This window comes from Micromonospora sp. II (genome assembly GCF_001709195.1).
Classification (GTDB): domain Bacteria; phylum Actinomycetota; class Actinomycetes; order Mycobacteriales; family Micromonosporaceae; genus Micromonospora; species Micromonospora chalcea.
In genome coordinates this window covers 1-22,466 of record NZ_LYXF01000036.1, presented here as the reverse complement: position 1 = coordinate 22,466, position 22,466 = coordinate 1, and the positions used below count along the sequence as shown (strand labels likewise).

Annotated in this window: 22 protein-coding genes, 1 tRNA gene and 1 pseudogene; 9 read left to right on the top strand and 15 right to left on the bottom strand. The window is 70.7% G+C overall.

Translation table 11 applies throughout. The annotated features are described in order from the left end of the window. Complete coding sequence (locus A8711_RS20890; RefSeq protein WP_069088175.1) at positions 1-2,055, bottom strand: ATP-binding protein; 2,055 nt, start codon at positions 2,053-2,055, stop codon at positions 1-3. 781 nt (positions 2,056-2,836) lie between these two features. Here A8711_RS20890 and A8711_RS33200 point away from each other — a divergent pair. From A8711_RS33200 to A8711_RS20875, 4 genes and pseudogenes are all read left to right on the top strand, one after another. Further along, positions 2,837-3,184, top strand: coding sequence for a pentapeptide repeat-containing protein (locus A8711_RS33200; protein ID WP_083296988.1), 348 nt, complete (start codon positions 2,837-2,839; stop codon positions 3,182-3,184). 491 nt (positions 3,185-3,675) lie between these two features. Further along, a pseudogene (locus A8711_RS20885) lies at positions 3,676-5,234 on the top strand (replication initiator). Then, entirely contained in the window at positions 5,231-5,428 is a 198-nt protein-coding gene (locus tag A8711_RS20880; protein WP_069089147.1) for an excisionase family DNA-binding protein, read from the top strand. The pseudogene A8711_RS20885 and the gene A8711_RS20880 overlap by 4 nt, the downstream one beginning before the upstream one ends. Further along, complete coding sequence (locus A8711_RS20875) at positions 5,428-6,648, top strand: tyrosine-type recombinase/integrase (RefSeq protein ID WP_069089146.1); 1,221 nt, start codon at positions 5,428-5,430, stop codon at positions 6,646-6,648. The genes A8711_RS20880 and A8711_RS20875 overlap by 1 nt, the downstream gene beginning before the upstream one ends. Before the next feature lie 84 nt (positions 6,649-6,732). Here the strand turns inward: A8711_RS20875 and A8711_RS20870 are convergent. Next, positions 6,733-6,804, bottom strand: a tRNA-Lys gene (locus A8711_RS20870). 131 nt (positions 6,805-6,935) lie between these two features. On the opposite strand from A8711_RS20870, the gene A8711_RS20865 reads away from it, so the two are divergent. Together A8711_RS20865 and A8711_RS20860 are read left to right on the top strand one after the other, a co-directional pair. After that, on the top strand, positions 6,936-7,235 hold the full coding sequence (locus A8711_RS20865; protein WP_043327456.1) for a hypothetical protein: 300 nt from the start codon (positions 6,936-6,938) through the stop codon (positions 7,233-7,235). A gap of 37 nt (positions 7,236-7,272) precedes the next feature. Continuing rightward, positions 7,273-8,355 (top strand): NAD-dependent epimerase/dehydratase family protein, encoded by a 1,083-nt coding sequence (locus A8711_RS20860; protein ID WP_069089145.1) that lies wholly within the window; start codon positions 7,273-7,275, stop codon positions 8,353-8,355. Positions 8,356-8,807: 452 nt separating this feature from the next. Here A8711_RS20860 and A8711_RS20855 read toward each other — a convergent pair whose 3' ends face one another. The 5 genes from A8711_RS20855 to A8711_RS20835 all read right to left on the bottom strand — a co-directional run bounded on the left by A8711_RS20855 (position 8,808) and on the right by A8711_RS20835 (position 13,474). Beyond that, positions 8,808-9,959 (bottom strand): hypothetical protein, encoded by a 1,152-nt coding sequence (locus A8711_RS20855; protein WP_069089148.1) that lies wholly within the window; start codon positions 9,957-9,959, stop codon positions 8,808-8,810. A 97-nt stretch (positions 9,960-10,056) separates the two neighbouring features. Further along, entirely contained in the window at positions 10,057-10,806 is a 750-nt protein-coding gene (locus A8711_RS20850) for a ZIP family metal transporter (RefSeq protein ID WP_069089144.1), read from the bottom strand. Positions 10,807-10,845: 39 nt separating this feature from the next. After that, entirely contained in the window at positions 10,846-12,045 is a 1,200-nt protein-coding gene (gene eis, locus A8711_RS20845; RefSeq protein ID WP_043327453.1) for an enhanced intracellular survival protein Eis, read from the bottom strand. Positions 12,046-12,097: 52 nt separating this feature from the next. Continuing rightward, positions 12,098-12,817 carry a PP2C family serine/threonine-protein phosphatase gene (locus A8711_RS20840; protein ID WP_013283512.1) on the bottom strand — a complete coding sequence of 240 codons (720 nt, stop codon included), beginning with the start codon at positions 12,815-12,817 and terminating at the stop codon, positions 12,098-12,100. 93 nt (positions 12,818-12,910) lie between these two features. Next, positions 12,911-13,474: a helix-turn-helix domain-containing protein gene (locus A8711_RS20835; RefSeq protein WP_069089143.1), complete on the bottom strand. Its 564-nt coding sequence runs from the start codon at positions 13,472-13,474 to the stop codon at positions 12,911-12,913. A 57-nt stretch (positions 13,475-13,531) separates the two neighbouring features. Here A8711_RS20835 and A8711_RS20830 point away from each other — a divergent pair, with 57 nt between their 5' ends. Next, a complete protein-coding gene (locus tag A8711_RS20830) occupies positions 13,532-14,743 on the top strand; it encodes a benzoate/H(+) symporter BenE family transporter (protein WP_069089142.1) in 1,212 nt (403 codons plus the stop codon). Between the two features lie 7 nt (positions 14,744-14,750). Here the strand turns inward: A8711_RS20830 and A8711_RS20825 are convergent, their stop codons facing one another. The 7 genes from A8711_RS20825 to A8711_RS20795 all read right to left on the bottom strand — a co-directional run bounded on the left by A8711_RS20825 (position 14,751) and on the right by A8711_RS20795 (position 19,705). After that, a complete protein-coding gene (locus A8711_RS20825) occupies positions 14,751-16,655 on the bottom strand; it encodes a GGDEF domain-containing phosphodiesterase (RefSeq protein ID WP_069089141.1) in 1,905 nt (634 codons plus the stop codon). Next, on the bottom strand, positions 16,642-17,265 hold the full coding sequence (locus A8711_RS20820; protein WP_113972225.1) for an RNA polymerase sigma factor: 624 nt from the start codon (positions 17,263-17,265) through the stop codon (positions 16,642-16,644). Before A8711_RS20820 ends, A8711_RS20825 begins: the two co-directional genes overlap by 14 nt. Continuing rightward, positions 17,262-17,555 carry a hypothetical protein gene (locus tag A8711_RS20815; RefSeq protein ID WP_069088721.1) on the bottom strand — a complete coding sequence of 98 codons (294 nt, stop codon included), beginning with the start codon at positions 17,553-17,555 and terminating at the stop codon, positions 17,262-17,264. The genes A8711_RS20820 and A8711_RS20815 overlap by 4 nt, the downstream gene beginning before the upstream one ends. A gap of 234 nt (positions 17,556-17,789) precedes the next feature. Further along, on the bottom strand, positions 17,790-18,155 hold the full coding sequence (locus A8711_RS20810) for a hypothetical protein (protein ID WP_069088720.1): 366 nt from the start codon (positions 18,153-18,155) through the stop codon (positions 17,790-17,792). A 29-nt stretch (positions 18,156-18,184) separates the two neighbouring features. Next, positions 18,185-18,433 (bottom strand): hypothetical protein, encoded by a 249-nt coding sequence (locus A8711_RS20805; RefSeq protein WP_026268772.1) that lies wholly within the window; start codon positions 18,431-18,433, stop codon positions 18,185-18,187. Between the two features lie 77 nt (positions 18,434-18,510). Beyond that, positions 18,511-18,981 carry a large conductance mechanosensitive channel protein MscL gene (mscL, locus tag A8711_RS20800; RefSeq protein WP_043327441.1) on the bottom strand — a complete coding sequence of 157 codons (471 nt, stop codon included), beginning with the start codon at positions 18,979-18,981 and terminating at the stop codon, positions 18,511-18,513. Positions 18,982-19,021: 40 nt separating this feature from the next. Beyond that, positions 19,022-19,705: a FadR/GntR family transcriptional regulator gene (locus A8711_RS20795; protein ID WP_043327439.1), complete on the bottom strand. Its 684-nt coding sequence runs from the start codon at positions 19,703-19,705 to the stop codon at positions 19,022-19,024. A gap of 49 nt (positions 19,706-19,754) precedes the next feature. On the opposite strand from A8711_RS20795, the gene A8711_RS20790 reads away from it, so the two are divergent. Then, the gene (locus A8711_RS20790; RefSeq protein ID WP_069089140.1) at positions 19,755-21,023 is read left to right on the top strand and encodes an MFS transporter; all 1,269 of its coding nucleotides are present in this window, start codon (positions 19,755-19,757) and stop codon (positions 21,021-21,023) included. 10 nt (positions 21,024-21,033) lie between these two features. On the opposite strand, the gene A8711_RS20785 is transcribed toward A8711_RS20790, so the two are convergent. Then, complete coding sequence (locus A8711_RS20785) at positions 21,034-21,390, bottom strand: STAS domain-containing protein (protein ID WP_030500698.1); 357 nt, start codon at positions 21,388-21,390, stop codon at positions 21,034-21,036. Positions 21,391-21,549: 159 nt separating this feature from the next. Here A8711_RS20785 and A8711_RS20780 point away from each other — a divergent pair, with 159 nt between their 5' ends. Further along, a complete protein-coding gene (locus tag A8711_RS20780) occupies positions 21,550-22,410 on the top strand; it encodes an STAS domain-containing protein (protein ID WP_043327435.1) in 861 nt (286 codons plus the stop codon). Positions 22,411-22,466 lie beyond the last annotated feature (56 nt).

The window sequence follows — 22,466 nt, the reverse complement described above, 5'->3', positions numbered from 1 at the left end:
CTAGACCCCCAGTATCGGCAACTCGACCACGAAGGAGGCTCCCCCCAACACGCCGTTCGGCTCTGCGTTGACGGTCCCACCTAGGTCCGAAACTGCATCTCTGACAATCGTCAATCCAAGCCCCGTGCCGTTGGGTCGAGATGTCTGTCCGGGCAACCAAATGTCGCGAACTTTGACGCCCTCGATACCTGGGCCGTTGTCAGCAACGGTAAGGTGCCACACGTCCTCAACAACCTCGGTCCGTACCAACATCCTCCGCTCGTGATCAGTACTACTTTCGAAGGCGGTGAGACTATTGTTCAGGAAATTGGTGAGAATGGACTCAATCGCAGCATCCGTGCCTCGCATATAGGGTTGGCCAGGTGCGAGGTCCACCTCTAGCTCAACCTCTCGATCATCGAGGAAGGGGGCGAACGTCGCCAGCACTTGTTGGACCACTTGGTGTAGATCGATCCGACCGAGTCGCCGCTTGTCCGCATCAATTAGTCGCAACGTTGCAGTCGACAAAACTCCCAAGGTGGAGCAAGCATTGCGAATACTTGAGACAGGATCCGCGAGTACGTCATATTTTTCGCCCAATTCACGCCTGGCGCGACGTTCAATTGCATTGACAGACTGCCCGATCACCTTGAGGGGATTTCCCCCGCTCTCGTGCGCGAAGGTGGCCGCAGTGATCCCGGCCGTACTAAGAGTTCGGTAAAGCTGTACCTCGCGTCGGAGTGCATCTGTCTCTCGTTGCCGCTCTCGGTCGTACTTTTGTAGCGCTATATTCAACTCTGTCTTGAGTTCTGCTGGAGCCCGCTCAATCTGCTCCTTGAGGGTTGCTCTTGAGCGCTGGGTTCGAGTCTGAGTAGTTTTCCGCTCCCGCCGCCGGCGCGCCTCCGCCGCTGCGAGCCGGCGTCGCGCCATCCATTCGAGCGAATCCTGCGCAAAAGCGCGCAGCTCCTCGAAGGTGTGGTCCTCGATAAAACCTGACCGGTCCGTCTTCTGAGCTAGTCGCCCTGATACGTCTGTTACGGACACTCTACCGATGGAGGTGTTGGTGCTTGGGCGCTCTTCTGGGCTCTGTACGCGGCGGAGGTTCATGTCCAGCCAGTCGTTCCCGGCGTTGCCGTAGGAGCCGACGCGGAGTCCATTCAGGTATAGATGGACTCCACCGAATTGATCAATCCAGCTGCGAACCTCGTGGACGGTTGTGCTTCTGGTGGAGAATGCTTGGCTATTTAGAATGAAGGCCCACAAGTCGAAATCAGCATTTGGGGCGTTATAAGCTGGAGACTCCCTGCGGATTGATAACTCCTGGTGGTCCCCTTCGAAGAGGACGTTGCCCCGCCAATCAACTACCGCCGCGGATGCTTTCCCGTCTCGCAGTTTTGCTACCAGATGATATTCGGCATCGTCGAAATAGCGGCGCTCGACGAGTTCGGCGAGGTCTTGGAACTCCTTTGAGCGCAACACTGGCCGGAAAGCGCGGGGATCATCGGAAAAAGGGTCCGCCAACAAAATGAGGGATCTGGCAAGCCTCTTGACTTCCATTCTTCCGATCGGGCCGCCGAGGTCTGTGATCCGGACAGTGGTTCCGGCCTTTCTTGAGGAGCGGGGCCGCGATACAACGGATACATTGACATCTTCCACCAGCGCTGCATTGTCAAACTCGTGCCAGTCGATCTCGACTGCATACTCGTTATCCGTCTGACGTGGCCTGGTGACCATTTCCACCGTGCGGCCGAGCCTAAGCGCGGCTAGCCGGCCGAGCCCCTTGTTGCCTGCGGGGATGCGACCCTTTCGCGTCCGGGCGGCCGTTCTCTTGCGAGATCTACCGAGGACTAGCCAGCCATGAAGGATGTCGTCCAACTCCATGCCATCGCCGTCGTCGCGAATCTCGATTGAACCGCCTGCCTGACTTATAGAGTTCAGATAGACAGTGCAGGTGGCCGCGTCTGCGTCGTAGGCGTTCTTGACTAGCTCAAGGATGCCTTGGTCGATATTCGGGTTAAGTTCCTCACCGAGCCGGCGAAGGATATCTGTCGCAAACCGTATTGGAGCGCTCTTCATCTGAAGTCCCCTTCTCGGTGGGACTTTGCATCGAGTCGCATGTGGAGGCAGCACGGCGAATTGGTGGAGGCGCTCCACGGGGCTCGGTCCGTCGAGTGATCCAAGAGACCTCCTGGTGCGCTGGAGCTTCAGGCTACCGGCAACGGACCACAATGGGGAGTGCCTTCGGTACGCGCGGCAACGTCTAGCGTGGCCGTTCCAGCACTCCCTCGGAGCGAAGCCATCACTGTCTGCCGTCGACCCGCCCTCCTGGCGGCGGTCTGCTCGGCTTGCGCGGGTCGATGGCAGGCGGGATGGCCTACTCGCAACCACCCACGGACCGCGACCCGCCGACGGTCCCGGCCATCCTGGAGCCTGAGCGCCCCCGCCGGAGGCGCAGTAACCGCAACCCCGCGACTGCCGCCAGCTCGCCGACGCGGCCGGCCGTGCGCTCCCCTGCGCCGCGCGGGCTCGTGACTGCGCGGCCCGGCCGGCTGCCGGCCCACCACATCTTCGGTCAACGGCCTGTCGTTCTGCGGCGGCCCTCTGGGCTTGCCGCCATCCGCGCCAGCCGCCGGGCATCCGGCGTGACGGCCGCAGAGCGACAGCGGCAGCGGCTGGCGCGCGCCCAGGCGGCGGCGCGTGCGGCCCGTTGCGGGCCGCCTTGATAGACGTACAGAAAGTCCTCCCAACAAGCCGGCGGCCGGCGCCGGCGGCCGGCGCCTGCACCGCTTGATGGGTCGCATGTGAGCGCGTAGAAAGCCGATGGTTCGGCAACGGGCGATCGGGCTACGGTTCGCGGATGAGCATCCTGCCCGGCGCGACGAGACAATCGTTCGCGGGTCGCAATCTTCGGCATCGCACCCTGGACAGGCACTCCTTTAAGCTCTGCGACTTCCGGGGCGTCGACCTTCGGGGCGCCTCTCTTCGAGGTGCTCACTTCGCTGGCTGCGATCTGCGGGGAGCCGACCTGCGCGATGCGGATCTTTCGTACGCGCAGTTCACCTACGTGAGAACACACGATCCGGAGTACGGACGCACAGACGTAACCGGGGCCCGGTGGGACGGGGCCACCCTGCGAGGCGTAATCACCGAGCGCGTCCTCGGGTGGCCGGATGACCTCTCAGGCTCCGGCATTACTTCGGGTTGACGTGTCGGTACGCGGTGCTACTCTGGCGTCGTCGAGCGCGCCAGCGCGGCCTTCCTGCCGGATCGCTGAACTCGATTCTGGAGATGCCGAGCGGCCTTCCTGCCGCTGATGCGGGCCACGCCCCGCCGACTCTCGATCACACCGGCCGCCATGCCGGACCCCCGAATCCGCTAAGCGGCCCAGGACGGCCTTTGCATGCCGTCCACGATGGCCCGGATTCGCTGATCTCCACGGGTGGGGGCAGCCTGCGGCAACCCGCCGGATGCCGACATCCCAGCCTCCCCACCCGTGCCGGCCTCGATGCCAAAACCACGAGCGTGAAAGGACATGACCCATCGGCGGGAAGTGGCATCACCACGATTCCGCCCTCCGGCGTTAGCCGCCCTCTCGGCGGTGCCAGGAGACACGACGAACACCACCAGCGGACAGGCGTCCACGGGTTGGTGGTGCTTCGTCTCCCGTCCCTGCCACCCCCGCAAGAGGAGACAGCCATCTTCACCACCTACCGCCCCGGCTTCGCCGCCGGTCGTGACGCCCAGGTCCTGCATCGCGCCGCTACGCCGGAGTTCTCCGGCTGGCTGGAGCACACCCGCCCCGCCGGCGGCTGTGCTCGCCCGGTCCGCCTCAGCGGCACCATCGCCGCCRTCGACCGCGACACCGGCCGAGTCCTGAGCGAGCAGCACACCGACGAGCTGCCCGACCGGACGCTGTACAAGGCGTGCGGTAACCGCCGCGAGTCGGTGTGCGCGGACTGCGCCTGGGTCTACCAGGGCGACGCCTACCAAGTTGTCTGTCGCGGACTGACCGGCGGCAAGGGCGTCCCCGCCTCGGTCGGCCGGCACCCGGTCGTCTTCGCCACCTTCACCGCCCCGTCCTTCGGCCCGGTCCACCACCGCCACGTCCCGCGCCACACCTGCCGCACCCGGCAGCGCTGCGACTGCCGACCCGCACCCTGCCGCGCCCGCAGCAACGCCGGAACCTGCCCGCACGGGCAGCCCATAGCGTGCTTCGCCCGCCACGACGCCGACGATCCGCGGCTGGGCCAGCCGTTGTGCCTCGACTGCTACGACCACGCCCACCAGGTCGTCTGGAACTACTTCTCCGGGAGCTGTGGCGACGCACCAAGCAAGCCGCCGAACGCCATCTCGCCGCGCTCAGCCGCCAACGCAGCATCGCGAAGGTCGGCATCGTCACCGCCTCCGGCAAGGTCCGCTGGGTGCCACCCGTGCGGGTGTCACACGGCAAGGTCGCCGAGATGCAGCGCCGCGCAGCCGTGCATTTCCACGTCCTGCTGCGCTTGGACGGCGTTGACCCCGACGATCCGGACGCCCTCGTGCCGCCGCCGGACGGCATCACCGTTGACGACCTGGAAGACGCGATCCGCGCCGCCGCCCGGCAGATCACCGTCACCACACCACCGCACCCCGACCGGCCGCAAGGGTGGCTGATCGCCTGGGGCGAGCAGGTCGACGTCAAACGCATCAACAGCAGCGACGGCGAGCTGACCGATGCCAAGGTCGCCGCCTACCTCGCCAAGTACGCCACCAAGGCCACCGAAGCCACCGGCCACAGCTCCACCCGACTCACCCCCGCCACGGTTGACGACTACGCCGACCCCGGAGGCGACCACGTCGCCCGCCTCATCGACGCCTGCTGGCACCTCGGCCGCCCCACCCACACCAACATGACCGGCGGCGCCGCAACCGCCGACGACCGTCAAGGCATCCTTGACGCCAAACCCAACGTCTACGCCGGGCTGCGCCGCTGGGCGCACATGCTCGGCTACGGCGGCCACTTCCTCACCAAAGCCCGCCGCTACTCCGTCACCTTCGGCCAACTCCGCGACACCCGCACCACCTACCGCCGCGAAGAGGACGACGAACCGACCGACACGATCACCGTCGGCACCCTCACCTACCTCGGCTCCGGCTGGCTCACCGAAGGCGACGCACTCCTCGCCAACACCGCCGCCCGACAGCGACGCGAGAGCAGCCGTGTCGGCAGGGAAGAACTTGCCTACGAATCCTGGCTCACCGGGGCCGCCGCATGAGCCACGATCTCCGCCCCCGCTGGTACTCGCCGGCCGAAGTCGCCGTGCTGCTCGGCTTCGGCATCTCCAAGGTCAAGATGAAGATCGCCACCCGCGAGCTGCGCTCCATCAAGGACGGCAAGTACCGCCGCATCCTCCCCGAATGGGTCGACGACTACATCCGCGATCAGATCGAGCGGCAGGAGGCGGCCTGATGCCCGGACGCGCCCGCGCCAACGGTGAGGGGTCGATCTTTCCCTACCGCAACGGCTTCGCCGCGTACGTCTGGGTCGAGAAGCCCGACGGTAAGCGGGGCCGGAAGTGGGTCTACGGCAAGACCCGCGAGGAGGTCCACGACAAGTGGATCAAATTGCACGGGCAGGCGAAGGCCGGCCCGGTGGCGACCCGCTCCCCGACAGTGGGGGAGTACGCCGGCTACTGGCTGCGCGAGATCGTCAAGCCGAACCTCGCCCCCGGCAGCTACGTCACCTACGAGGTGGTGGTCCGGCTCTACCTCGTGCCGGGGCTGGGCCGGAAGCGCCTCGACAAACTCCGCGTCAGCGATGTGCAGACCTGGATTAACGAGGTCGGGCGGACCTGCCAGTGCTGTGCCCAGGGCAAGGACCAGCGGCGCAAGCCTGCCCAGCGTCGCTGCTGTGCTCTCGGCCGCTGCTGCCAGGACCTGCCCTCGGCAACGAGTGTCACCCACCTGCGGACCGTGCTCCGGACGCTGCTGTCCCAGGCGATCACCGAAGGGCTGATCTCTCGCAACGTCGCGTCGCTGGTGAAGCTGCCTCCGGTACGGAAACGCAAGCGGAAGGCGTGGACAAGCGACGAGGCCCGCCGGTTCCTGGAGTCGGCCCGCGCCGACGACGACCCGCTCTATGCCGCGTACGTCCTGGTCCTGGTGCTCGGACTGCGCAAGGGCGAGATGTTGGGGCTCACCTGGGCGGACGTCGACCTCGACGCGGGGGAGTTGACCATCGACCGGCAGCTCCAGCGGGTCGGTGCCGAACTGCTGCACCGGGAGACGAAGACGGCCGCCTCGGACGCCACCCTGCCGCTGCCGGACATCTGCACCGTGGCGCTCGGCCGCCGCCGCACCGCGCAGACCGCCGCCCGAGATGCCGCCGGCCCGGCGTGGCAGCCGTCGGACCTGATCTTCACCACCCGCTACGGGCGGCCTGTCGAGCCACGCAACTTCAACCGCTTCTGGGACCGCCGCTGCGACGCGGCTGGCGTCCGGCGGATCACCGTGCGAGACGCCCGGCGGACCTGTGCCTCACTCCTGGCGGACCTGGACGTGCACCCCCGGGTGGCGATGYAGATCCTTCGGCACGCGCAATTCGCCATCACCATGGAGATCTACACGGTGGTGTCCTCGGCGGCCACCCGCGACGCCCTCAAGCGGCTCGGCAGCGCGCTGGACCGGTAAGGCGCTACTGCTGTACTTCGCTGCTGTATAGGCCCTCAGCACAACAAAAGCGGCCCTGCAGAGGGCCGCTGAGCTGGAACGGAGTGGGCCGCCAGGGACTCGAACCCTGAACCTATGGATTAAAAGTCCACAGCTCTGCCATTGAGCTAGCGGCCCGCCCGCTCAGGTTACCGGAACCCACCCGCCCTAAGCTCGCGGCTTCCACCGCCTGTCGATCTTCAGACCCGAACCAGGCGACGCGCCAGGCGCGAGGCGTGAACCTCCCCGCCCGGGGAACCGGGGCAACCATGCGAGTCACCAGCACCGCCGCCGTCGCGGCCTCCCGCGAGGTTCCAGGCGCCGACGGCGTACGCCGGCCCGGCGGTGAGGTGCACGCCTGGCTGCCCGGCCAGAACCAGACGTTGTGCGGGCTGCCGCTGAGCCGTACCCGCCTGCGCCGCTTCCCGCACGTGCCGTTCGACTACTCCGGCACCGACGTCCTCACCGAGGCCGACCCGGAGGGCTGGGTCTGCCCGCGCTGCCTGGCCGCCACGTCGGGTCGCCGCGATCGGGAGAAGGGCTGGGTACGCACGAACCCCCGTCCGTGAGCGGTTGCTGCCCGGTTCAGCGGGTACCGCACCGGACATGCGCATCGTGATCGTGGGAGCGACCGGCAACGTGGGGACGGCCGTGCTGCGCCGGCTGCGGCGGGAGACGGGAGCGGAACTGGTGGGCGTCGCGCGCCGGCTGCCCGGACCGGACGCCGGTGAGCCGTACGCCGACGTGGAATGGCACTCCTGCGACATCGGCGCGCCGGGTGCCGCCGACCAGCTCGTGCGGATCTTCGCCGGCGCGCGGGCGGTGGTGCATCTGGCCTGGCAGATCCAGCCCAGCCACGACCGCCGCACGCTTTACCGGACCAACGTCGGCGGCAGCCGCGCGGTGATCGAGGCCGCCGTCCGGGTCGGCGTTCCGGCCCTGGTGTACGCCTCATCTGTCGGCACCTACGCGCCCGGCCCGAAGAACCATCCGGTCAGCGAGAACTGGCCGGCGACCGGGGTGGAGACGTCGTCGTACAGCCGGGACAAGGCGGCGGTGGAGGCGCTGCTCGACGGTGTGCAGCGGGAGCACCCGAAGCTCCGGGTGGTACGGCTGCGGCCAGGGCTGATCTTCCAGCGGGAGGCTGGTACGGAGATCAGCCGCTACTTCCTCGGCCCGCTGGCGCCGGTGCGCCTTCTCCGGTACGGCCGCATTCCGCTGGTGCCGTCGAACAAGCGACTGCGGATGCAGGCGGTGCACGCCGACGACGTGGCCGACGCGTACGCCCGGGCGGTTCTGGGGGATGCGAGCGGCGCCTTCAACGTGGCGGCCGACCCGGTGCTGACGCCGGAGCTGGTGGCCCGGCACTTCCACGGCTGGACGGTGCCGGTGGCGACGCCGGTGCTGCGCGCGGCGGCGGCGCTGACCTGGCGGGCGCGGCTGCAACCGGTCGACACCGGCTGGGTCGACCTGGCGCTGAACGTGCCGCTGATGTCCAGCCACCGTGCCGAGACCGAACTCGGCTGGGCCCCGGCGATCGACTCGGTGACCGCCCTGAAGGACCTGTTCACCGGCATGGCCACGAGAGCCGGCACGGATTCCCCGCCGCTGTCCCCGGACCCGACCCTCCCCGGTCGCCCCGCAGCCCTGACCCGAGGCCACCTCCCCGGCCACCCCAACCCCTACTGATCCCACCCTTCGCCGCTGCCCGCCGCTGTCCCATCCGCTCCGGCGTCGGCCCCGCCCTCGCCCCACCCCGCCACCCCGCCCTGTTGATCAAGGAGTTTGTGTCACGCGCAGAGATCAACTGGAACACAAACTCCTTGATCACCGAGTTGAAAGGGCAGGTGCGCGGGTGGGGCGGGTGGGGCGGGGGCCGTAGGGCGGAGGACTGGCCGGTGATCATGAAGTTGGCGGGTCGACACGCCGACATCGGGACCGTCAACTTCATGATCGACGAGGCGGGGTGAGGGCAGCGTGCGCGAGCTGGCTGGTCAGGCGGCGATCATGAGGTTGGCGGCGCGACACGCCGATGGCGAGGCCGCCAACTTCATGATCGACGGGGCGAGGCGGGGCAAGGCGGGGCGAGGCGAGGCGGGGCGAGGCGGGGCGGGGCGAGGCGGGGCGGGGCAGGGAGGGGGTCAGGAGATTTGGGCACCCAGGAAGAAGATGCCGGGGTGGCCCTTTGTCTCGAAGCCTCTGCTCGGGTTGCGGCGCAGCGTTGAACTGTCGATCTGCAGCGAGCCGGTGCGGTTGTTGCTGACGAAGAAGATCGCGCCGCCGCCCTCGTTCGCGCTGTTGTCCTCGATCACCGTGCCGGCGATCCGCACCGCGAACTCGTTGCCGTCGCAGTAGATCGCGCCGCCACTACCGCCACCCGGCGTGCCGCCCCGGGCCGGGTTCGCGCCCGTGCCGACCGCCCGGTTGTCGCGGAAGACGCTGTTCAGCACCGTCCAGGAGACGCCGATGCTGCTCAGCGCCCCGCCGTTGGCGCACACTCCGCCGGTGAAGGTGCTGCTCACCACGTACACCGGTTTGTTCTCGAACTGGCTGAGCACGCGCAGCGCCGCGCCGCCCAGGTCGGGGCCGGTACGGTCGCAGCGGTTGCCGACGAACCGCGAGTTGACCACCTTGAACCGCCCGCCCCGGACGAAGATCGCGCCGCCCCCGCCGCCCTCGGTCCGCTCGCCGGTGGAGTCGCCGTCGGCGAACGTCAGGTTCTGCACGGTGAGCTGCGGGTGGTCCTGGTTCTGGCAGTGCGAGGTGGTGAAGCCCTGCGCCTGGTCGCAGGTGTTCATGTAGAGGATGCGGCGCTTGCCGCCGCCGCTGAGCGTGACAGTGCCGCCGCCGTCCAGCACGATGCGCGGGCCGTGCGAGTTCACCACCTTGGCGGTGGCCTTCATGGTGATGGTGACCGGCGCGGGCCCGCAGTCGAAGGTGATGACGCCGCCGGCCGCGACGGCCTTCACCACCGCCTCGGAGGTGCAGCTCGCCGGGGTGCCGCTGCCGACGGTACGGGTCGGGCGCGAGGTGTCCACCGGACGCGCCTCGGCCGGCACGCTCGCCCGGCCCGCCGGGTTGCCGGCGCGGAACGCCACTGTGGCGGGGGTGGGGCTCGGCCGGGCGCTGCCGAGACCGGAACGCCCGCTCGGGGAGAGCGAGGGCGACGGGGCGGCTGCCGGACCGGCCGGCGAGCCGGGGTCGGCGGCGGGTGCGGGGGCCGGATCGTCGCCGCAGGCGGGCAGCGTCGCTGTCGCCAGGGCGAGGACGAGCAGAGTGACAGCCGACTTCACGCGCACCGCCCGATGCTAGGAGGACCGGCCGCGCCGGCACGACTCCACAGCCGATCCTTAACCCGCCGCTAAGCCGCAGCGAGCGGCCGCGCGACGGTCAGGCGTGCGACAGCGCGAACGCGACCAGGAAGCCGAGCACGGTGATCAGCCCGACCAGCAGGTGCGCGTCCGCGAACGCCTCCGGCACCATCGTGTCGGTGATCATCGCGAGGATCGCGCCCGCCGCGAGCGCGGTGATCGTCGCCAACACCTCGGGCGGCGCGCCGCCGAGCAGCGTGTACCCGGCCAGCGCCGCCGCGCCGGAGATCAACGCGATGGCCGTCCACAGCCCGAACACGTAGCGCCGGGTGCGCCCGGCCTGCCGCATGCCGGCCGCGCTGGACAGCCCTTCCGGCACGTTGCTGAGGAACACCGCGATGACGGTGACCAGACTGACCGGGCCGCAGGCGAGCAGGCTCGCGCCGATCACCACCGATTCGGGTACGCCGTCGAGCAGCGCGCCGACAGCTATCGCCGTACCCGAGCCGGGCTGTTCCCGCTCGGAGGGCTGCTCGTCGCCGGAGCGCTTGCGGTGCCGCGCGCCGTGCCGGGCCAGCAGGACGTTCGCCCCGGTGTACGCGAGCGCGCCGATCGCCGCACCGATCACCACCGGCCGCAGGCCACCCTGCTCGTGCGCCTCGTCGATCAGCTCGAACGAGACGGCGGAGAGCAGCACGCCCGCCCCGAACGCCATCACCGAGGCGGTCGTCCGGCGCGGTACGCGCGCGAAGAACCCGACGGCCGCCCCGATCAGCAGGGCCGACCCGGCGAGCAGGCCCCAGAATCCCGCTTCCAGCCATTCCGGCACGCGCTGGACCCTACCCCCGGCCGCGTGCCGCCAACCGGGTCAGAAGTCGGCGAACAGGTGCGGCAGTTCGCGGGGGAAGAGGCGGCGTAGCTCACCGGCCGCGTCCACCGGCACGTCGCCCAGGCCGCGTACCACCACCTCGGCCGGGTCGAGCACCCCGTACGCCAGGGCGGACAGCCCGGCGGCGGTGAGCCGCGCGGCCGGCACGCCGCCCTCGGCGGTGGTCTGCGCGGGCAGCACCGCCAGTTTGCCGGTGGTGCCGTCGAGCAGGTGCCGGCCGGCGAGCCAGCGGTCGCCGACCACCTCGATCAGCACCCGGCCCACCCCGACCGGCTGGTCGGCGAGCGCGTCCAGGCTGAGCAGCCGGGCCATCGGCGCGGTCGGGTCGGGCCGGGCCACCCTCGCCTCCACCTGCACGTCGAGGTCGGTGAGCCACAGCTCCGGCAGTTCGTCCGGGGGAATCTGGACGCTGATCCGGGCCACCTGGTCGACGTGCCGGGCGAAGAACTGGAGCACCGACGCCCGCGCGTACGGGTCGTCGACGAGCAGGTCGTCGGCGTGCAGCGTGCCGGCGTGGTCGTCGATCCGGTAGGTGACAGCGCCGACCGTCTCGCCGCCGCGCACCACGCTGACCAGCCAGCGGTCGTCGCGGTCGCGCAGCCCGACCGCCCGGAAGTCCGGGAAGACCGCGAAGCCGTGCCGTTCCCGCAGGCACCGTTCGGTGTACGCGCGCCAACGCGCATAGCCGGTGCCGATCCGCTCCCAGACCAGCTCGTCCGGCAGTTCGGCGCGCAGCAGCGGCGCCAGGTCCGCGGGGGAGAAGACAGCGGTACGCCGCCGGGGCAGCCCGATGTAGCCGAAGCGCTCGTAGAACGAGGCGCGGAACGGGTGCAGCGCGCTGAGCTGCTGCCCCTCGTCCCGCATGCCGTCGAGGAGCTGGTGCATGAGCGTGCGGACGTGTCCGCGCCGGCGGGCCAGCGGATGGGTGGCCACGCCCGCGACACCGGCCATCGGCAGCACCGCGCCGCGCAGGTTCTGCCGCATCGGGATCGCCGAGACCGCCGCTGCGGTGACGCCGTCCTCCTCGGCCACCAGTGTCGTGTTCCCGGCGTTGTACGGCAGGTAGGCGCGGAACTGGTCGGTCCGGGAGGCGCCCATCGGCGAGGCCTCGAACGCGTACGCCTGGAGCGGGAAGCTGGTGGTCAGTCGTTCATCGGCGGCCAGCCGGCGGATGTGCATCCGTTCATCCCAACCGCAGCGGGCGCGCTCCGCAACCGGAAAGGACGCCGACTCACGCCTCGGTGACGTCCGAGATGACCACTGTCACGTTGTCCGGCGCGCCGGCCTGGTGGGCCAGCTTCACCAGTTGCTCGCCGCACTGCTGGCGGTCGCCGTACGTGGCGAGCGCCGCCGCGATGGCGGCGTCCTCCACGTAGTCGGAGAGGCCGTCGCTGCACAGCAGCAGCCGGTCGCCGGGGAACACGGTGAGCGCCCCGACGGCGGGCGGCGCGTCGGAGCCCTGCACCGCGCGGGTGACCAGCGAACGCTGCGGGTGGTGGCGGGCCTGGTCGCGGGAGAGCGCGCCCTGGTCGACGAGCGCCTGGACGAACGTGTCGTCGCGGGTGAGCTGGGTCAGCTCGTGGTCGCGCAGCAGGTAGCAGCGGGAGTCGCCGACCTGGGCGAGCACCAGGGTGTCCCCGGCGAGCAGGGCGGCGGTCAGCGTCGTACCCATGCCGTCGCGGGCCGGGTCGACGGTGATGGCCGCGCGGATGCGCTGGTTGGCGGTGCTGACCACGGCGCGCAGCGCGTCGGCCGCCTCGTCGGCGCCGGTGGGCGGGGTCAGCTCGTCCAGGATCCGGATGACGATCTCGCTGGCCACCTCGCCGGCGGGGAGCCCGCCCATGCCGTCGGCCACCGCCACGAGGCGGTCACCGGCGAGGGCGGAGTCCTCGTTGTTGGTCCGGACGAGGCCGACGTCGTTGAGGATGGCCGAGCGGAGGATGAGCGTCATGAGGACAAGCTTGCCAAGAAGAACGGCTCCGCGTCTCTACGCGGTGGCGGGTCTGCTGAAAGAAATGTCATCCGCTTGCATCCTGGGTATGCGTCAACTGTCCGGTGTGGACGGTCGAGGATAACGCAGCAGCAGGCTCGCGTGGACCTCCTCCTCACCCACCGCCGCATACGTGTGCGGCACGTCGGAGACCCACCGCAGGTAGCCGCCCGGACCGGCGGTGAGCGGGGCGTCGACCGGGCCGGCGCGCAGTACGCCGGAGAAGACTGTTACGTGCTCGGTCACGCCGCTGGAGTGGGCGGGGGAGAGCTGAGCCGGACCCGGGGTGACGCACATCCGGTACAGCTCGAAGGTCGCCTCCCGGTCGCCGAAGACCTCCAGCAGCGTGGCGCCGACAGCGGCCCCGCGTACCGTGGGTGCCTGCTCGGGCGCGGAGAGTACGGCGGTCAGCGGCACGCCGAGCTGCGCGGTGATCGCGTACAGGGTTTCCAGCCGGGGGTTGCGCACGCCGTTCTCCAGGCCGGAGAGCGTGGCCTTGCCGACGCCCGCGAGGCGGGCCAGCTCGGACAGGGAGATGCCCCGTTCGGTGCGGAGCGAGCGGATGCGCCGGCCGACCTCCCGGGCGCCCCGGTCATCGGGTGGTGCGGCGGCTGTCATGAGGGCTATCGTGCTACACCGTGCCGTTCCGTAAACGGAACGGCGGAGGAGGAGAGCATGGGGGGTCGGCTCCAACCCGTCCTGGCCGGTGTGGTGACCGCCCTGGTCGGCTTCGCCAGCTCGTTCACAGTCGTCCTGGCCGGGCTGCGCGCCGTCGGCGCCGACCGGGACCAGGCCGCCTCCGGCCTGCTCGCGCTCTGCGTCGCCAGTGGCGCCTGCGCGGTCTGGCTCGGCCTGCGGCACCGGCTGCCACTGTCGATCGCCTGGTCCACGCCGGGCGCGGCGCTGCTCGTCGCCACCGGGCCGGTCACCGGCGGCTGGCCCGCCGCGGTCGGCGCCTTCCTGCTCGCCGGCCTGCTGATCGTCGCCGCCGGGCTGATCCCCGCGCTCGGCCGCGCGGTCGCCGCGATCCCCGGCCCGATCGCCTCCGCCATGCTCGCCGGGGTGCTGCTGCCGCTGTGTACGGCGCCCGTACGCGCCCTCGTGGAGGTGCCCCGGCTGGCCGGGCCGGTGGTGCTGGTCTGGCTCCTGCTGCACCGGTTCGCCCGCCGCTGGGCGGTACCCGGCGCGCTCGCCGTGGCGGTGGTGGCGATCGCGCTCACCACCTCCGGCCCGGCCCGGATGGACGCCGCGCCGGTCGTCGCGCTCACCGCGCCGGCCTGGACGCTGCCCGCCGTCGTCGGGCTCGCCCTGCCGCTGTTCCTGGTCACCATGGCCGCCCAGAACGTGCCCGGCACCGCCGTGCTCGCCGGCTACGGCTATCGGGCCCCGCTGGGCTCGGCGCTGCGGGTGACCGGGCTCGCCACCGCCCTCGGCGCTCCGGCCGGCGGGCACGCGGTGAACCTGGCCGCGATCACCGCCGCCCTGGCGGCCGGGCCGGACGCCCACCCGGACCCGGAACGGCGCTGGATCGCCTCGGTCACCGCCGGGATCGGGCTGGCGCTGCTCGGGCTCGGCGCGGGCGTGGCCACCACACTGGTGCTGCTCTCCCCGCCGGTGCTGGTCGAGGCCGTCGCCGGGCTCGCCCTGCTCGGCGCGCTGGCCGGAGCGGTCGCGGCGGCTGTGGCCCAGCCGGACGCGCGGGAGGCGGCGGTGGTGACGTTCGTGGTCACCGCCTCCGGGGTGAGCCTGTTCGGGGTGGGCGGCGCGTTCTGGGGGCTGGTCGCGGGCTGGCTGATGCTGCTGTTCCGCCGCCGCGCGGCCGCGTCCCCGCCGGCCGGGTCGCCCGAGGCGGAACCCGCCCCGCCGGTTCCCAGCCGGGCCGGGTGACGACCGGTCATCCCATGGCGGTCTGCTGAGGCGGGAGCCGCAGTTCGAGTTCGATGCTCTGCACCTCCTCCTGACTCACAGTTATCGGTTCCGGCCGCCCGATCTGGTAGCCCTGCGCGAAGTCGACCTCCGCGGCGCGCAGGAGATCGAGGGTCTCCCGGTCCTGGACGTACTCGGCGGCGACCCGGATGCCGAGCGTGTGGCACAGTTCGACGAGCGCCGACACCACAGCCTGGTCGGCCGGCGATCGGCACAGGTCGACGATGAACGCGCCGTCGATCTTCACCAGGTCCACCGGCAGGTATTTGAGCTGGGCGAGGGCGCCGTATCCGGTGCCGAAGTCGTCGAGCGCCAGGTGGCAGCCGACCTCTCTGATTCCGGTGGCGAAGGCCAGCGCCTCGTTGCGGTTCTCGATGAGCGCGGTCTCGGTGATTTCGAACGTCAGGCATTCCGGCTTGACGTGGTGCCGGTGGATCGCCCCGGTCACGAAAGCGAGCAGTCCCGGGTCGGCGAGCGACTTCCCGGAAATGTTCACCTGGTAATGGGAGGTCTGTGCCCCGCGGCCGATCAGTTCCAGAGCGTGGTCGATGACCCACTTGTCCACCGCCAGGATTTCGCCGACCCGCTCGGCCATGTCGAGAAAGGCCCACGGCGCGACCGGTTCACCGGTGTCGCTGCGAACGCGCAGCAGAATCTCGTGACGGGCCACCTGATTGAGCCCGAGATCGATGATGGGCTGGGCGTACAGGGCGAACCGGTTGGCCGAGACGGCGCGGTGAATCCGGCGGCGGCACCGGTCCGTCCGTTCCCGCTCGGCGACCGGCCGCTCCAGGACCTTGACGGCGGTGGCGTTGCGGTGCGCGTCGCGGGCCGCGTGCTCGCCGTCCACGAGAAGGTCGAAGCCGGTGTCCGGGATGTCGTTGTCGAAATGGACCACGCCGGCCGAGGTGTTGAGCCGCAGGGGCTTCTGCCGGACGCTGAACAGATGGTTCCGGAACTTGTCCACGATCCGGGCGGCCAGGGTCTCGGCCTTCCCCGCGTCGTCCCGGGGGGCGAGCAGTAGGCCCCACGAGCCGGAACCCACCAGTCCGCTGGTGACGCCGTCCCCGGCGACTGCGCGCAGGGTCCGGGCGATCTCCGCCGTCACCTGGTCGCGGTCCTCGTCGGTCAGCGCGTCGGGCAGCCGGGTGGCCGGTTCGGTCGCCACGACGATCAGGGCGCCGCCGGTGGTGCGCCGCGCCCGGTCGACCTCGTCGATCACGTACCCGCGGGTCTGGAGCCCGGTGAGCACGTCCCGGACGGCCGGGTCGGGGCCGAGCATCCGGCTGCGTACGGCGAGCCGGCGCTGCTCCTGGCGGGCGAGTTCGAGCGCGGTGATGTCCTCGCCGGTGGCGATGACGCCGACCGGCCGGCCCGCGTCGGTGAGGATCTCGAGGTGGCAGTACACGTGGCGGACGCTGCCTCCGGGCTGGACCACCCGGAAGCCGATCTCGTCGGGGCGGCTCTGTTCCCACGCCGTCCGCACCGCGGCGAGGACGCGCTCGACATCGGCGGGATGAACGAGGTCGGCGAGCGTCCGCGGGGTGAGGCGGAGCGTTCCCGGCGCGTGCCCGACGATCATCGCCATCTCGTCGGACCAGGAGAGCCGCTCGAAGCGCTCCGCGTCGTGGTCGCCGGGCAGCCAGGTGACGGTGCCCTGCTTCGCCAGCTGGGCGGCGCGGGTGACCCGGACGGCCTCGTCGGCGTCCCAGGTCAGGGGATCGGCGAGGTCGGTGTCGACGATGATCTTGTAGCCCTCGGCGAGGGACAGGTCGTGCTGGCTCTGCACGGTCCGCGCCACCCGGCGGGCGCGCGCGAGCTCCAACGGGCTGGGTGTGGTCTCGGCGAGCGCCAGGATGTCATCGAGATCCACGGCCGGCCCCCTGCCGCCGCTCGCTCTCCGAGCGGGTGAAGCCGGCCTTCTCGGCCAGTTCGCACAGCTCCTTCTTGGCGGCGGCCTTGTAGGAGCGGACGCTGTTCTCGGTCAGGCCGAGGATGCGGGCGATCTCCTGGTTGGAGAAGCCCTCCTTCGACATCTGGAACACCTCGGCGTGCCGTACCGGCAACTGGTGCAACCAGCCGCGCAGCGTCTCCTGCGCCTCCCACGCGTCAGCGATGTCCGAGTGGGACGACGGCGGCAGGTCCTCCGGCGCCACCGCGGCCTCCCGCAGTCGTCGGTCGTGATCCTTCAGCATCTTGAACCGCGCCGTACGGACGATCCATCCGATCGGCCGGACGTGGTCGCGGAGCTTGGACCACTCGACCCGACCGTGCAGAAAGGCTTCGTGAAGCGCGTCCTCCACCGCCTGACGGTCCCGGCATCTCGCCCGGAGAATCCGTTCCACGGTGTGGTACGAGCCTTCGGTGAATTCGGCGAACTCCCGGTCGTGAACGGCCTTCAGGCGGGCCGCCTCCGCCTCGCGCAGAGCGTCGTTGTCGTCGGGATCCGGTGTGAGAGCGGCGGTGCCCTTGATGTCTGTCACGCCGCCTCCTCGACGGGGCCGGGCTTCGACGCAGCGCGCCCGCCCAGTTCGACCTCCCGATGCCCGTCGCGATCGCGCTCCACGATCCGTACGACGTCATGGTCCGCCTCGGCCAGCCGGATCAGCCACGTGACCCGCGCTGTGGTGCGTGTTGTCGCCTCGCGTTCCTCGTTCATCCGGGCGCGGTATGCCACGTAGGCCCGCACCAGGCCCGCCACCACTCCGGCGACGGCAGTGGCCACGGCCACCACCTGATATCCGGTGAGCGGTTCCGCCAGCGCTTCGTTCATTGTTCCCCCTCGGCCCCCTTGGTTCGCCAATTACTATCCGTGGCGAGAGGCCGATGTAGATACCAGAACACGCGCAATGTTTTTGAAGATCAACGATCAAGTCGTTCATCAGCGATTAAAGCGCAAAGTCATGGCATTGAGACTCTGTGCAAGGGGATTGACGGGCGGCTTTTCCGGGCAACTTGCATTGATCACCTATTACTGCGGGTGACAAATTCATCACCTCGGCGGGCGTCACTCCTCGGCGGGCAGCTCCGTGGCCGGGACGGTCAGGCGTACCGCGCCGTCGTGCACCGCGGCGATCCGGTCGGCCAGCACGTAGACCGCGCCGGTGCGGACCAGGTCGGTGGAGACCTTGAGATAGCCGTCGCGCAGCAGCCGTGCGGCCAGGTCGGCCGGCACGTCCGGCTCCTCGACCGCCGCCGACTCGATCAGCTCGTCCAGGCTGCTGCCGGGGTCGACCGGCGCGGGCGCCTGCACGGTCACCGCGGCCGGGTCGCCGCGCTGGACGAGATCGACTGTGCCCACCTCGACGCCTGCGGAGTCGACCACCCGCATGCCGGTGGTGACCCGGGAGACGGTGTCCTGCTGCTGGCTCATACGGCAGCGGTTCCCGGGTCGCGCGGGCGCTAAACGGACGGGGCCCAGCCGCCCGGCGGGCGGGGGGACAGTTCGCGCCACGTGTCGGTGCCGTCCAGCAGCGCCCGGACCGTCTCCTCCGCCTCCTCGACGCTGGCGTGCTCGTAGAACCGGGAAACCCCCTCGGCGCCGCCGGCCCGCTGCTCCACGTGCCAGCGGTCGCCGTCCACCCGGAGGAAGACGTCACGCCGGGCGAGGCGTCCCCATTTCCCGTTCCACCAGTGCCTACGCTGCTCCATGCCCGGACTCTATCGAACATGTGTTCGATACACGTCGGCCCCCGCGAGATTGTCGCGGGGGCCGATCGGCTATGGCGTCAGCGCGGCGCGGGCGGCTCCTGCCGGCGGCCGAGCACGTCGTCCAGGGCGCTGCGCTGGCCCGGGGTGCCGTGGTTGCCGGCGAGCAGCGCGTCACGGATCTCGGTGAGCAGCTTGACCTCCTCGCTCGGGGCCGACGGCGGCGGCTCCTCGCCGCGCTTGCGGCGCTCGGCGAGCTTGTTCATCGGGTAGACGACCAGGAAGTACAGCGCCGCCGCGGTGAGCACGAACGTGATCAGCGCGTTGACGAAGGCCACCCAGTCGAAGGCGACGCCGCGGAAGGACGGCGTCGAGCCGCCGATCCCGTCCTCGTTGCCGGTGATCAACACGATGAACACGCGTACCAGCGGTTCCAGGAACGACTTGGTGAGCTGGGTCACCACGCCGGTGAACGCCGCGCCGATGACGACACCGACCGCCAGGTCGACGACGTTGCCGCGCATGATGAAGTCTTTGAAGCCCTTGAGCATCCGTACTCCCGTGCCCTGATGAGTCTGCGTCGGGGACAACCTATGCCCCGGCGGGTCCTTCGAGAAAAGCACCGGCCTCGATCGCCGCCCGCTGCGGGTCGCCGGCCCGGATCGCCTCCACCAGCCGGCCGTGATCCACGTACCGCTCCGGGGTCAGCGCCTCGCCCATCGCCTGGGCCACGGTGCTGCGCAGCGCGGCGCCGACCGAGGCGTACAGCTCGGCCAGCATGGCGTTGTGCGCGGCCGCCACCACTGCCGTGTGCAGCGCGGCGTCCGCCTCGACGAACTCGTCCACCCGGCCGCCGCGCCACGCGGCCTCGCGGGCCGCGAGCGCGCCGTCGAGCGCCACCAGGTCCTCAGGGGTACGCCTCAACGCGGCGAGCCGGGCGGCCTCCACCTCGAACGCGCGCCGGACCTCGATCACCTCGGTCATCCGGTCGTCGGTGAGCCGGCGGGCCACCACCGGGGCCAGCTCGTCGGTCGACACCACGTACGTGCCGGAGCCCTGCCGGCACACCAGCACCCCGGCGTGCACGAGCGCCCGGACCGCCTCGCGGACCGTGTTCCGGCCCACGCCGAGCTCGGCGACGAGTTGCGGCTCGGTGGGGATGCGCCCGCCCACCGGCCACTCGCCGCCGAGGATGCGCTCCCGGAGCTGCTCGATGGTCTGGCGGACCCGGTGACCGCGCGGCGGCACGACGACGGAATCCACGGCGGGTGTCACCGGTTACACCTCGTGCCGAAATTCATCCCATGATTGTAGGTTCGAGGTCATGACTCCGCCACCCGCGCCCGCCGCCACAGTGCCCGCCCCCGGCGCCGGCTCCGCGGCCCTCCCCACCCCGGCGCCCCGCGCGGTCCGAGGCGGACTGCTCGTGCTGACCGGGATGCTGCTCGTCGCGCTGAACCTGCGCGCGGCGGTGACCAGCCTCGGCGCGCTGCTCGACGAGGTACGGGTCGGTCTCGGCCTCTCCGGGGCGATGGCCGGCCTGGTCACCACGCTGCCCACCATCGCGTTCGCCGGACTGGGCGCGCTCACCCCGTGGCTGGTCCGCCGCTGGGCCGCGCCCCGGGTGCTGGTGCTCGCCATGCTGGCGCTCACCGTCGGGCAGGTGCTGCGCGCGCTCACCGGCTCGGCGGCGGTCTTCGTGGCCACCAGCGCGCTCGCGCTGGCCGGCATCGCGGTGGCGAACATCCTGCTGCCGATGCTCGTCAAGCAGCACTTCCCGCACCGCACCGGGCTGGTCACCGGGGCGTACACGATGGCCCTGACGGTGGGCACGACGGTGGCCGCCGCCGCGGCGGTGCCGGTCGCGCACGCCTTCGGCTCCTGGCGGGCCGGACTCGGCGTCTGGGCCGGGCTGGCCGCGCTGGCCGTACTCCCGTGGGTGCCGCTGGCGCTGCGGGCCCGCGCGGCGCGACGGGCCGCGCCCCCGGCGGTGGCCRTCGCCACCCCGGCCCGGGTGCAACCCGCCCGGACCCGGCTCGGCTGGGCCATGGCGGTCTACTTCGGGGCGCAGTCGCTCAGCGGGTACGCGATCATGGGCTGGCTGGCCCAGCTCTTCCGGGACGCCGGGTACCGCCCGGAGGCGGCCGGGCTGCTGCTCGCCGGCGTGACCGCGCTGGGCGTGCCGGTGGCGCTGATGATGCCGGCGCTGGCCGGCCGGCTGGCCACGCTCCGGCCGCTGGTGCTGTCGCTCACCGTGTTCTCCGCCGCCGCGTACACCGGTCTGGCGCTGGCCCCGCACGGCCTGGCGCCGCTGTGGGTGCTGCTGCTGGCGCTCGGCCAGGGCGCGTTCCCGCTCATCCTGACCACGATCGGGCTGCGCGCCCGGACCGCCGAGGGCACCGTGGCGCTGTCCGCGTTCGCGCAGAGCACCGGGTACGTCATCGCGGCGCTCGGGCCGCTGCTGGTGGGCATCCTCTACGAGGCGACCGGCGGCTGGACCGCCCCGATCGGCTTCCTGCTGGTGGCGCTCGCCGTGCAGACGGCGGCGGGCATGGTGATCGCTCGTCCCCGCTACATCGAGGACGAGCGCTGAGCGGAACCGGTCAGGAGGAGGTCGGGGTGGGCTCGCCCGCGACGGCCTGTTCCACGGTCGGGTACGTGTGCAGCACCTCGACCAGCCCGCTGACCTCGAGGATGCGCAGCACACCGCGCTGCGGAGCGGCCAGCCGGACGACGCCGCCCGCCTCGTCGCAGTTGTTCTTCGCCCGGACGAACACCGACAGGCCGGTGGAGTCGCAGAACGACACCTCGGCCAGGTCGAAGACCAGGCGGTTGCGCCCCTTGTCCAGCAGATCCGTGATCTGGTCCTGCAGCTGCGGTGCCGTGGCCATGTCCAGCTCGCCCGCGACCGACACGACGACCACGTCGCCGCGCTGTTCCGTGTGCACCGTCAAGGACATTCGTCGACCTCCTGTGTTCGGGGGAAACGGTATCCCACGACGGGCGCGCCGCGCAGAACGGGAGCGGTCACGGGTGCGGTCGATCATTCTTTGCTCCGCGACAAGTACCGCGTCAGCCCCCGGTGATAGAGTCCGCCCGTCCAAATCAGGGAGGTCAGGATGGCGTTGAGCGCCGAACAGGGTGGTCGGCTCGCCCACCTGCTCAGTCAGCACGCGGACCGGCTGACCAACCGCTGGACGGAGATCGTCGCCAGTTCGCTGCGCGGTCGCCTGAGCCGGGCCGAGCTGGCCCGGCAGGTCCAGGAACTGCACCGTGCGCTGGTCGACGCCGGTCGCCAGGGCGTCTCCGACCTGGCCGACGAGCACGGCGGTGAGCTGCGGGCGGTGCTGTCCGAGCTGTCCACCAACCGGGCCCGGCAGGGGTTCTCCGCCACCGAGACCGCGATCAGCGTGTTCGCGTGCAAGGACGCCCTGCTGGAGCTGATGGAAGAGGAGAAGGGTGACGACACCCTGCGCGACTTCGTCGCCTTCTCCGCGCTCGTCGACCAGATGGGCCTGTTCACGTTCGAGACGTTCGTCCGGGCCCGCGAAAGCCTGATCGCCGACCAGGCGGAGCAGCTGCTGGAGCTGTCCACCCCGGTGGTCAAGCTCTGGGAGGGCGTGGTCGCCGTCCCGCTGGTCGGGACGCTGGACTCGGCCCGCGCCCAGGTGGTGATGGAGCGGCTGCTCCAGACCCTGGTCGACACCGGCTCGCCGTACGCGATCATCGACATCACCGGCGTGCCGGCGGTGGACACCCAGGTCGCGCAGCACATCCTCAAGACCGTGGTGGCCGCCCGGCTGATGGGCGCCGACTGCATCATCTCCGGCATCCGCCCGCAGATCGCCCAGACGATCGTCGCCCTCGGCATCGAGTTCGGCGACATCGCCACCAAGGCGAGCCTCGCCGACGCGCTGCGCCACGTGCTGCGCCTGACCGGGGTCGAGACCACCGCTCGCCGCCCGCGGCGGGAGTCCTGATGGAACGGGTGCCGATCCTCAAGATCGGCGACATCCTGCTGGTCTCCATCCAGGTC